Source organism: Marinomonas balearica (assembly GCF_004362145.1).
In the GTDB taxonomy this organism is placed as follows: Bacteria; Pseudomonadota; Gammaproteobacteria; order Pseudomonadales; family Marinomonadaceae; genus Marinomonas; species Marinomonas balearica.
In genome coordinates, this window is sequence record NZ_SNXC01000013.1 from 19,351 (window position 1) to 31,721 (window position 12,371).

At 42.3% G+C, this 12,371-nt stretch carries 9 protein-coding genes; all 9 read left to right on the plus strand.

The window, feature by feature from the left end:
* Nucleotides 1-111 precede the first annotated feature (111 nt).
* On the plus strand, nucleotides 112-1,545 hold the full coding sequence (locus DFP79_RS12075) for a phage tail sheath family protein (RefSeq protein WP_133504201.1): 1,434 nt from the start codon (nucleotides 112-114) through the stop codon (nucleotides 1,543-1,545).
* Nucleotides 1,546-1,628: 83 nt separating this feature from the next.
* Entirely contained in the window at nucleotides 1,629-2,075 is a 447-nt protein-coding gene (locus DFP79_RS12080) for a phage tail protein (protein WP_133504202.1), read from the plus strand.
* An 86-nt stretch (nucleotides 2,076-2,161) separates the two neighbouring features.
* Nucleotides 2,162-2,824 carry a phage tail protein gene (locus DFP79_RS12085; protein WP_133504203.1) on the plus strand — a complete coding sequence of 221 codons (663 nt, stop codon included), beginning with the start codon at nucleotides 2,162-2,164 and terminating at the stop codon, nucleotides 2,822-2,824.
* 96 nt (nucleotides 2,825-2,920) lie between these two features.
* Entirely contained in the window at nucleotides 2,921-3,187 is a 267-nt protein-coding gene (locus DFP79_RS12090; RefSeq protein WP_133504204.1) for a hypothetical protein, read from the plus strand.
* A gap of 2 nt (nucleotides 3,188-3,189) precedes the next feature.
* Nucleotides 3,190-3,927, plus strand: a complete 738-nt coding sequence (locus DFP79_RS12095; protein ID WP_243730263.1) for a CIS tube protein — start codon at nucleotides 3,190-3,192, stop codon at nucleotides 3,925-3,927.
* A 35-nt stretch (nucleotides 3,928-3,962) separates the two neighbouring features.
* Nucleotides 3,963-5,723: a phage baseplate assembly protein V gene (locus DFP79_RS12100; protein ID WP_133504206.1), complete on the plus strand. Its 1,761-nt coding sequence runs from the start codon at nucleotides 3,963-3,965 to the stop codon at nucleotides 5,721-5,723.
* A complete protein-coding gene (locus DFP79_RS12105; protein WP_133504207.1) occupies nucleotides 5,723-6,127 on the plus strand; it encodes a GPW/gp25 family protein in 405 nt (134 codons plus the stop codon). Before DFP79_RS12100 ends, DFP79_RS12105 begins: the two co-directional genes overlap by 1 nt.
* 363 nt (nucleotides 6,128-6,490) lie before the next feature.
* Complete coding sequence (locus DFP79_RS12110) at nucleotides 6,491-9,646, plus strand: baseplate J/gp47 family protein (protein ID WP_133504208.1); 3,156 nt, start codon at nucleotides 6,491-6,493, stop codon at nucleotides 9,644-9,646.
* A gap of 199 nt (nucleotides 9,647-9,845) precedes the next feature.
* Nucleotides 9,846-12,371: a hypothetical protein gene (locus tag DFP79_RS12115; RefSeq protein WP_133504209.1), complete on the plus strand. Its 2,526-nt coding sequence runs from the start codon at nucleotides 9,846-9,848 to the stop codon at nucleotides 12,369-12,371.

Below are 12,371 nucleotides of genomic sequence, written 5' to 3' on the forward strand. Positions count from 1 at the left end.
GGCACATATCTTCATTTGAAGCCATGACATTCTGTCTGTTTAGAAACTAAAAACTGAACATTGAAATTTGAGCGGTTACACATTTCATTTTATTAACAATAGGTATTAAAAATGGCGCAATACAAAACCCCCAATGTTTATATGCGAGAAGAGTCAGTATTACCGACCTCGGCAGCCGAAGTGGCGACGTCTATTCCCGCGTTTATTGGTTACACCCAAATCACTACAGATAAAAAAGATGAAACAAAAAGCATTATTAATAAGCCTTACCGTATTACTACCTTAGCGGAATATGAGGAGATTTTTGGTGATCTGTATTATGAATCACTGCTAGTCGAGAACAAGGTTAGCACTGTTGTTGGTGAGCCTGATGAATACTTTATTAGTGATGCCAATAGTAATGCTTTGCCGAGCTTCTTTTTGTATCAGTCTATACAGCATTATTTCGCTAACGGTGGCGGTGCCTGCTGGGTCGTAAGTTGTGGTGGTTATGAAACATCTACTACCGCAACTGATGGCTCTGTTACTTTTACACCTACAGTCATCGAGAAAGGTGATTTAGAAGATGGTTTAGCAGCCATCGCTCAAATTGATGAAGTGACCTTATTTGTGATTCCAGAAGCGGTAACATTAACTGCGGTGGAGCATTATGGTATACACACGACCGCGTTACAGCAAGCGAGTGATTTGAAAGATCGTTTTGCCTTGATTGATGTGCAGCAAGGCAGTTTGTTGGAGCCAAACCAGGCGGGTGATGCGCTTGCTATGCGCAGTAACGTGGTCGGTGACCTCAAGTATGGTGCCTCATATTACCCTTATCTACGCACTGCTATTGCCCGCAGTTATGATGAATCAACGACTATGGTCAATGATGGTGCAGGTAACCTTGTTTCCTTAGCGAGTCTTAAAGCGTCGAATACAGCCACCTATAATAGCGTCAAAGGGGTATTGCGTAGCAACTATTTGATCCTACCTCCTTGTGCTGCGGTAGCGGGTTGTATTGCTTCTGTCGATGGTTCGCGGGGTGTATGGAAAGCCCCAGCGAATGTGGCATTAAAACAAGTGCTTGAACCTATGATCAAAATTGATGATAGCCAGCAAGAGCCGCTTAACGTTGATGCCACGGCGGGTAAGTCCATCAATGCAATTCGTGCTTTTACAGGTAAAGGTAACCTGATCTGGGGGGCGCGTACCTTAGCGGGTAACGACCTTGAATGGCGTTATATTAACGTGCGTCGCTTATTCAATATGGTTGAAGAAACCTTGATGAAGGCCACCGCCTTTGCTGTTTTTGAGCCAAATACGCCCATTACCTGGTTAAAGCTTAAATCCATGACAGAAAACTACCTGCGTAGTTTATGGCAGCAGGGTGCATTAACTGGCGCTTCTGAATCCGAGGCCTTCTTCGTCAATGTAGGTTTGGGCGAAAGTATGACCCAGCAAGATATTTTGGAAGGTTTGATGAAGATCAAAATTGGTATTTCGCCTTCACGTCCTGCCGAGTTCATTGAACTGACGTTCCAGCATAAATCTCAAGACGGTTAATTTTTAGATCCTACCCCATGCACCTCTATGAACAGGAGGTGCTCTTTAGTGACTTATTTTTTATATAATTTTGGAGTTTTTATATGGCTGATTCAGCTCAGACGATTGCAGATACGTATCCTATTCCGGTTTACCGATTTATTGTGGATTTTGGAGAAGAGAGTATTCCTTTTACAGAAGTCTCAGGTTTGGATGTCGGTGTTGAAACCATCACCTATAAAGATGGTAAAGGTAAGAAGCACATGCCTGGTCAACCAACCGATGTGAATATAACGATGAAGCGTGGCTTGGTGCGTAAAGGCAGTCAGTTTTATGACTGGATTGCTTCTATTAGCCTAAACATGGTGGATAAACGTGATTTAAGTGTCTCCCTTACCGATGAAACCGGTGATACCTTGTTGGTGACATGGAACATTATTAATGCGTTTCCGAAAAAGTTGACGGCACCGAGTATCAATGGTGGTTCGAATGAAGCCAGTGTTGAGTCTCTTGAGCTAATGGCTGACGATGTGAAAGTCGTTTTTCATTAATAAAAGGTAGACTAAGTTTTTAGACTACAAGCCGCTTTGATCTTATTCGAAGCGGCTATCTTAGAGTGTTATGTTTGAGGGATCACATGAGTACCAGTAATGATTACCCCATCGTGGGTTACCGCTTTATGGTAGTGATTTTTTCCACCGGTGTACCTAACCCTATTGATATTCGATTTAAAGAAGTCAGTGGCTTAAAAATGTCACGTACCATTAGCCGGGAAGGTCAAATGACCACATTAGCATCTGAGTTACCTCAGCAAACCTTAACCTTAAAACGAGGTGTGATGTTAAATGCGAGCCCGTTAGTCATTAGTCAACTTGTGCAAAGTGGCGTGTGGGGCACGCGTATGTTAAGTAAAGATTTGTTGGTTTCTGTGCTGGATGAGCAAGATACACCGATTAACAGCTGGATGATTAATAATGCTTATTTGAGTAGTTGGAGCTGGGACGGTGTGAATGGGGATGCGAAGGATGTCTTGATTGAAACCATGGAGTTTAGTTATAGCAGCCTCATTTATATGCCAGTTGACAAGCCTGCCTTTGTTGATGACCTGGCTGCCAAGGCATCAAAAGCGGTGAAAACGGTTAAAGAGACAGTCGTAAGTAAGGTCAAGGAGGGGGTTGAGGTCATAGAGGATGAAGTAGATGAGGTCATTGATGAAGTTAGTGATGTGATTGAGGAAGTTAGTGATGTGATTGAGGAAGAAATAGAGGGTGCGGTGGAAGGTGCATCGATTCCGCGGTAGAAGATACTAAAAAATAATTAAGTAAAAAAGCCTGTTACCGGACCTCTTTGCAACTAACCAAGGCTTTTAATTGAAGGAATGAGAAGGAGGTCACTGATGAGTGATGACGCTGAAACTCGTGTCGAAGTGAATGCAAAACTTACCACAAAGGATGAAGTGCAAGGTGATGAGCAGAATAAAAAGACAGAGAATTTGGATAGTGGAGCCAAGCTTGAAAGTGCTATGCAAAGAATTACTCAGTTAGAAAGTGAGTTGAAAAGTGTGAATACTGAGATGGATTGTAAAATTCACGGCGAATTTGATGCCATACGACGTTATGTAGATCGTGCCATTGAGCACGACCGCTTGAAAAAGAGGCCCTAACTATGTCCTTTGTGAATGACCCGACCCGATTATTATCCCCCCGAGTGAAGATCACATCCTACGATGACAAGGTCTGCACTCGCGCTCATGAAATAGGGAGCGTGGAAGTGCCTTATGATATGAAATCATTAAAAAGTACTTATTCACACTGCGTAAAACAACTAAAAACGTCAAATGGGAGTGGATCGATAGTAAAGTTCAATTATTCTGAGCCGTCCCAAATGAACATAAAACTGTTATTAGATGATACGACTTACTCTAATGAAGCTGCCTTTGCTTTGCCCGCTAATCTTATCCCCGATAGCGTGGATAGCATCATAAAAAAGCTGTTAGTCATGTTTGCTATCGATGGCGAGCTGCATAGCCCACGCTTCATTCGTGTTACCCCATTGCAAATGCCCATGGTCAAAGGTCCTCATACGGGGTTTAGTGGTTTTCTCTCTAGCATGGAAATTAGCAACGATATAGTTGACTCTCGAGGTAACCGTATTAAAGCAACGGTTGATTTGAAGTTCATGGAGTGCAAAAGCGCTTCACAATCTGATAAACAAATTAGCTACTCATCACCGGATTTAACCCATATTTATCAGACTTTTGGTGGCGACAAATTGGTGAATAAAGTCAATAAAACCTATGGTGAGCCGGATTATGTGCATTCGGTCGCCGAAGCGAACGGGCTAAATACGGTGCGTCATCTTAAAGTGGGTGGCTCAGTAGAATTCCCTCCTTTAGATAGGTAATCGCTGTTTAACCTGCATGAAACAAGGAGACCATAATGGCGAGATTGAAACTGAAGGTAGGGGAGAGGGAGACGCCTGAGCACGAAGCAAAGAGGGTGATCCTTGAGCACGAAGTGCATCACTTTGAATGCGCCTACCAGATAAATGAAATCCCTTATTTAACCATTGCCATTCGCGACGGTGACAGTGCAAAAGAAAGTTTTGCGATGTCCGATTCGGATGATTTTTCTCCCGGAGAAACGATCACTTTATATGCGGGTGTTGATGATACTAAAAATTTAATTTTTTCAGGTTTAGTGATAGAAACCCAAGTGGTCATTAATAAGGGTAATACCCTATTAATCGTTGTGGCTAAAGGAGAGGCGGTAAAATTACTTGAGCGGCCCGTAAATTTCATTAGTAGCACCGAAATAGACGATGGCAAGCTTATTAAAGACGTGGCAGACTTAGGTAGTCAATATGCTTTTAACGATATCGTCGACCTTAATAAAAATGAAATTACACACCCGCAATTTGCGGCATTTCAGCAAACCCCTTGGCAAATTATCTTTGCCAGAATGATAGAAAATGGTGCGGTTTTTTGCCCGACCCCAGAAGGAGACAGTCTGATCAACCTAGCCACTTTGAAATTTAATTCAGAGCCCGAGCCCGAGCCGTTCGCTCTGCGCGAAGTGATAGATTGCCAAATGCAATTTGATGCCCAGTCTAGAGTAGAACTGATTTCTAGTCATTTTTTAGATATGTCAAAGTCTATAGAGGCAGAAGATATAAAGGCAGAAGATAATGTCAAGGCAGAAGATAATGTCAAGGCAGAAGATAATGTCAAGGCAGAAGATAATGTCAAGGCAGTTTCGAATGCAAACCTAAAAGCTTGGGCAAAATCAGACTCGTTATACAGTCACAAGGCTCTTAGTCTTTCGATGGCAGCACCCCTTAGTAAGAAGCAGATAAAAGCCAGAGCCAACGCCGAAGCTAACTTTCGTTTGCTTGATCAAAGCCAAGGTTGGTTGACGTTATCTTCCGTACAAAGTATGAAGAAGGTGGCTGATTTAAAATTGTTGAGCTCACTCAAGGTGAAGGGCGTCGGGACAAAATTTGCTGATAAAAACCTTGTGACCGGGATACGGCATCGTTTTACCAGCTCGAATTGGTTTATTGATATCGAGTTTGGCTTGCCCCTAGCTAAGACCCTATACAATGACAATGCAAGCGTGCCAAAAATGCCTGCGACTATGGCAAAAGTCGCTAAATTAAAAAAGAACGAAAAGTTACCTCATACCTTGTCAGTGATTATCCCCGCTATTGATAGGAAAAATACATTGAATGCACGACTAGTAACGCCTTTTGCAGGAGAAAAGGAAGGATTCTTTTTCCCACCTGATAAAGGTGCAGAAGTCATGGTGACGTTTCTTGACGGTAACCCGTCTTACCCCATGATCATGGGAGCTTGTCATAATAAGGTTAATAAACCCCCTTTTGATTATGGAGAAACGAACCTTAAACGTGGTTTATTTGTCAAGGTGGATGACAAGCAAATGTCGCTGATTGCAGATACGACAAAGGGTGAAGAAAGCCTTCAATTGAAGGCGTTAGGTGAGACCTATTCGCTTAACGCATCTGCCAAGGGGATTATTGTAAAAAGTAAAGACAAAGACAAAGACAAAGACATGCTTACTCTTGCTGAAGGCAGTGTGTTGTTAGGAAAAGAAACCGTTTTGAAAGCGGAGGAAGACTTAGCGATTATAGCCAAAGACGGTAATGTCACTATCACAGCGAAGTTAACGGAGATTAAATAATGGCAGCAAAAGAAGTGGTGGGTCTAGGGTGGAAGTTCCCGCCCCAGTTTACAAATTTAAAACTCGGCCCAGAAATGACGGATGATACTGAGTTATTACAGCAAGCTGTGTATATCCTGCTTAATACTCTAGTGGGTGAGCGGGCGATGAACCCCACATTGGGCAGCGGTTTGGCTAGCTTTGTTTTTGGCGAGGCAACACCCTTAATGTTAACGGAATTAAAAGAGGAAATTGCCTCTTCTATTTTGGAATTCGAGCCGAGAATCAGACTTGATGATATTGAGTATGATCTAAGTGATTTATATGACGGCCTGATCAATATTTCATTGGTCTATACAGTAAAACAAACCAATGCCCGTAATAATATGGTGTACCCCTTCTATTTGGCTGAAAAGTCGATTTAAGACCTTTGTACAACTGCTGTGCCCGTCAATACAGTGTTTAAAATAGGCTCACAATACTCATTTATTACTTATAAACTCTGCTTTTTCGTCTATTTTTTCCTCGTCTTGGCTTTGCTCGCGACTTTGTAAAAAGGTCTCAATTTAACCGTCAAAAATTTAAAACAATGCTCTAAGCCTTTTTTAAAGAACTACGACTTTTCTTTACCCACTCCTTGAAAGTAAACGTTAAAAGCAGCGCCACCTCTTTACTCAATTATGCGACCTATTTGGTGATGCCTATCGATTGTGATGGGAGGGCAATCGGCCAGTTTAGCAATTCATTAACACCCTATCAAAGTAAGTGGCATCTATCAGGAACCTATTATGTCAGAGACTATTGCCAACATTTTTACCAAAAAAACGCTCTCAAGAGCCACTGCTGGCGTTACTCAATCAAAGCGTCAGTTAGATGCCATGGCGGCGTCCTACTATGCTATTGAGGAACGCAGCTTTAGTCAGTGGATGAGCTATCTACGAGAAGCCAGTAAGCAGGTGCAATATTATGATACACAAACACATCTCGTTACGGATCACTGGTCTAGTTCGCTTCCTACTGAAATAGAAGCGTTAGGACTAGAAGCCTTATTAAAGGGGGATAGGGTTACCGATGCGATTACTGAATTAGCCAGTCGTCCTGATATTGCGGTTTTATTAGCCTTTTTTACCTTGATGGCTTATCCAAAACAGCAGTTTACTGATTTTACCGAGTTGCACAAACAGCACTATTACCAGGATGTTTTAGGTTTTAAACCCAATGGTGCTTCATTAGATCAGGTGAATTTGGTACTGAGCTTAAGTGACAGCGTAAAGTCTATGACATTGCCGGCTGGAACTCGGTTTAATGGGGGCAGTGATGTTAATGATGAACCTCTTATATACCAAACACTTGCCAATGCCGTGATAAATCATGCCCAAGTTGCGCGCATGGATACTTTATCTGGCATTCAAAGTGATCAAAGAGTGTTGACTCGACATATTCATTTAGATGATGGCTTGGCGTTGTCAGAGGAGGGGGCTTTAACCTTTGGTGATAAACTAAAGGTTAACGAGGGGTTAACTGAACAGCAAAGCTTTAGTCAGGTGGGCTTTACCTTAGCGTCCCCTTGTTTGTATTTATCTGGTGGGAAAAGGGTGATCAAACTGGCTTTTGAACGATCTGAAAATGCTGAAGTTACCCCGTTGCTTTTGGATGAGTGGTTTGATATTGCTGTCTCTACTGGGACGAATATACAAGCTCTAGATAGCAGTCTTGAGACACCGGAAGCACCAGCTTGGTCTATGCAAGCAAATGTTGATGATCAGGGGAGACACTATGATTTAGTGCTTACTTTTAGTGATCAGTTTCCTGCTATTACGGGTTTAGAGGGGGATTTGGATTCGGGTGTTAGCCCTCTACCTCATTTGCGCTTTATGCTCAAAGCTCAAAAACACACCCAAGCAAATGTGTTATCCAAGCGTATCTTTAATCAGTTACATATAGATATTGAGGTTTCTGAATTGGAGGGCGTCATTGCTGATAATCATAATGGTGCTTTGGATACCACTGGGCCCATAGAGCCATTTGGCTTTCAGCCCTTGATTGGTAATCGTTTTACTTTTACTCATCCTGAGTTATTAGTTAAGCAAATTTCGAAGGCCTGTTTGACATTAAATTGGTTAGGGCGTCCTCAGCCTTTAGCTGATTATTATAAAGCTTATCAGGACTATCGGGTTAATCGGCTTGAGGATGAAAACTCTAACTGGGTGATGCCTTTGCTGCTACAAAGCCGTTCAGACAGTATTGATGCATTAGCGAGCGTGGCCATTTTTGAGACCGATAGTAACATAGTCAATAACCTTGATTCGCGTACCATGACCTTTATAAAGGATGATGCCGAGGCTTATGCAAATGGCGCCCTTTATGAGTGGGAAGATTTACCTTTTACCCAAGAAAAAGCCAGTTTATGGCCCAAATATTATGGTTTGACCCTGTCTGAAAATGATTTTGGTCACGGGGATTATAGTCAGGTCAGTCAATATATTGCCTATGAAAATGCCAAGATATTACAGGGTGATAGTGAGCAAAAAACAACTCAGATAATGCCGCCTTATACGCCTCAACTCGACAGTATTAAGGTGTCTTACCATAGTTCGACATCCATCAGTATGAGTGCATTATCAACCCATGAGCCACCGTTATTGCAACAAATACACCCCATTGGTCGCCCTGCGATACCTCAAGGTTCCTATGTTGCCTTTTTACCTACCATTGCAGAAAGCGCTTATCTTTATTTAGGACTGAAGAATGTATCTACCCCATCTCAGGTGAGGTTGTACTTTCAAATTGACCCGGTTGACGCAACCAACATCAGTGATGATTATTTTGCCGATTGGCGCTATTTAAGTACAAAGGGTTTTCAAGGTATTCCCAGTAGCGCTTTAGGCGCAAAATCTGGCGAAGCACGCATCCTTGAGGATTCGACTCAGCAATTATTAAATTCGGGAGTAGTGTCGATTGAGTTACCTGAATTAGAGCCGACTCTATCTGGCTTGGATGATGGTCTGCTTTGGTTACAGTTATCCATTTATAACGGTAATGATGAGCCCGTTTCCTATTCCAAAATCAGAGGGGTTTATTGCCAAGGGGTATTAGCAGAGCTGGTGGATGATGGTATTGATGCCTCACACTTCACTCAGCCTCTTCCTGCACTTTCTATTTCGGACTTAGTAACCGCTGATCCACAAATCAGTGAGGTGTTACAGCCTTGGCCAAGTTTTGGTGCTAGTGCTAAGGAGACGGATACGCAATTGTCAATACGGGCCAGCGAGCGCTTAAGGCATAAACAACGTGCATTGACCATATGGGACTATGAACACTTGGTGTTAAACCAATTTCCCGAAGTCTATTTGGCTAGGTGTTATGTACCTCAGGCTAGTGATAAAGGGGCTGCGGATATTGAATTAATGCTGGTGCCGGTTAATTACGATAGCAGCATTTTACAGCCGAAATTACCCTTGTATATGCATGATCGTATTCAAACTTTTATTGCTTCTGTGTGTCCCCCTGACTTAGACATCAAGGTTCGAGATCCGATTTATGAAGAAGTCACCTTTGATGTGGCGCTGAAAATATATTCGGGGTTTGATATTGATTCGGTTGTTTCTAGTCTGAGCCAAAAGTTGATTGACTATCTCACCCCTTGGCAAAACGTTGCGGGCAACAACCTTGTGCAATTTAGGCAAAGTATTCATCTAACCGCTCTGGCAGCTATGTTGGAGCAAGACGATGCAGTAGATGTGGTGCATTACCTCAAAGCAGCGGTTACTAAGGGAGATATAACAACCCGATACGATAGCGATAATAATGTGATAACACCCTCGAGCGAGAGTGCCATTCTAGTACCGTCTAGAACACAAAAAATCATTCTGGTAGATCAGGATGTCGCGATTATGACTGGTGTTGGTAAATGGCGCATTGAGCTTGATTTTACCGTGAACTAGGAGCTGCCTCCTTTGTTTCAAATGCTGATTTTATTTCACTCTCCCCTTGAAGAAGGGGCAGGGTGTCTTTAATGACTACGCCTTAACTCTCTTTATATAAGAAATTTTTTAACGGAAATCTTCAGAACCGAAAGTTAGGCCTTTGATTTTTAAACTTTTCCATCTCTTTCCTTTTTTATCTCCTTGGTGATATTGCCTTATGACAAACTCGACGACCTATATTTCCCGTTCGCCCAGAGAGCAGGATGGGCAAAACCTTTCTTTATTACAGGAACAAGCGCTCGCTGCCATTCAAGCTTATGCCCCAGAGACTTGGACGGATCATAATTCGACAGACCCAGGTATCACTTTGCTCGAGATACTGGCCTTTGTTATTTCTGATCTCAGTTATCGACTTGGGTTTCCCATACGGGATTTAATGTCATGGCCTGATGAGCAGCAAATTAAAAAGGCAACTCCTTTCTGGTTGGCGCCAGACATCTTACCGAGCAATGCGGTTACCCTAGCGGATTATCAACGCCTTATTCTGGATGTTGCTGGGGTTCGCTCAGCGTCGCTAAAACAAAACGATCAAGGACGATACAGTGTAACGATTGATACAGATGATAGTTATGACATATCAACAGATACTAAGCGCCTTGCTTTAGCGGCCAAAATACGACAGCGTTTTTTGCAAGAGCGTAATGTTAATGATGATATTGCTGAACTGAACTTTATCGAAAAACACCCGGTTACCCTTAAATTAGCTTTTGCATTCTCCCCCATAGAAGACCCTGTTGAAACGTTAGTCGACATTTTTCGCCGTTTGTCTGATGCCATCTCTCTCGGGGTTAATAGGCAATCTTTACAAGCACTAATGGATCAGGGATTAACTCCAGATGAGATTATGCAGGGCCCTTTAGTGCACCAAGGCTTTATCGCAAATCATGAACTGGATAATGCGGATTTTCCTGATACCTTGTTTACCTCAGATCTGATTGCTGCACTTGCAGATATAACGCCTCTTGAGGAAATTAAAACCTTAACATTTGTGCCTTCAGTTGAATCGAGTGAGGACGAAAACACTCAGGATAACGGTGTGCATTGGCTATATGTATTAGATGAAACTGAGTCTGCAAAGTCGTTTTCATTGGATTTAGTTTCCACACTTACCACTCTTGAAATTGAGATAGATGGGCAGGTTTATCCGCTTAATCAGGCTCAAATTGATGACATTCTTGATGGCCTAACGACCGCTGTAATCAGTGATGAAGCGGTTACTGCGTCTGAATTAAAGGATCTCACGCTTTATCAGCAAGGTAAGTATCGTGAGTTGAGTGCTTATGTGTCATTACAGCACGAATTTCCCAGCGTCTATAAATTGGTAGATGAACGACTTAATGGGAATATTGATACAGAGGAAATGGCAAAAATAATGCAGTTTAAGGGCTTTCTCAGTCTTTTTGATCAAATCTTAGCGGATCAATTTGCGCAACTAGAAGTTTTAAAAACCTTGTTAGCCCTGCCTACCCAAGGCCAATTTGAATCATTGGCCTGTATTTTTGACAAGATGCTAGCCAGTGAACCCCTGAAAGAGCAAGAGTTATCAGTTTTTTGGCAGGCTGTTACGCATCTACCTAATACCTATGTGAGTCAACCCGTTTCTGATATTAGTGGTATGGAAAACCTATTAGGTGATTATTGGCACAATTACTCTCAATCGGGTTTCCAACCGATTGCAGAAGGTGCATTTAGTCTGCCGTTATTGGAGCGTTTAAATCGTGGCATGGCGCATTTGCTAGCACGCTATGCCCAAACCTCTCTCGATGCCAACCTTCTCCAGTATGAAGATGTCTTGAGCTTTTACCTGACAAGGTTAAAAAACAGTGCTGAACAGCATGGCTTAGCAGTGCCAACATTGACTGATAAGGCTTTTTTGAAGCGTATGATTCAGTTAAAGAAAGTGGTTGATAAGGCCTCCTTGTTATTGGATTACCCAAGATTAAGCCGTTATAGAAGTGGTGGTTTTAATTACTTAAAAGCCAACCCTAAAGAAAACCATATGACCGCTTTAGGTCATCGAATTTTGCGCTTTTTAGGGGTGAATAAAACCAATGTATTACCCTTGTCTATTAATAATAAGGAGGGCATGTATGTACTAGAAGGGACACTTTTGTGGGCAGCTAACTTATTAGACAGCGATGTATCTGAGACGGATGTCAAACGCAGTGTCTTTTTTGTGCTTCCTGATTGGCCAACACGGTTTCGTAATTCGCACTTTCAAACCCTATTAGAAGGAGCCATTGCCCGAGAGACACCAGTTCATTGCACTGCTGAGGTAATTTACCTTGATCGGCAAACAATGAATTACTTTGAGCAACTTTATTATGCTTGGTTAAACGCCATGATGAAGTGCCCTTTTACGGTAAAAAATGGGGAGCAAGAAATCAGTGTTGATGACCTTTATTCGACACAATGGTTGGCCGCCTTATCAAATACATTACGTTGTTTTCTAGTCTCTCCTGCAGACACTGATATCACTCCCGACTCATATCTTGCACCGATTGGTGGTGCAGTGATTAATCCGACTAGCCCTGAAACCGAGCAATACAATTTTCGAGTGCATTACCAGCCACTGGACTTCCTAAAATCCAAATCAGTGATTGGCACTGCTGTCATTAAGCCGAATGACGGCTTGAGCACCTTTAATATCCAAATCCAAAGCCCTAACATCATTAAGGAATAA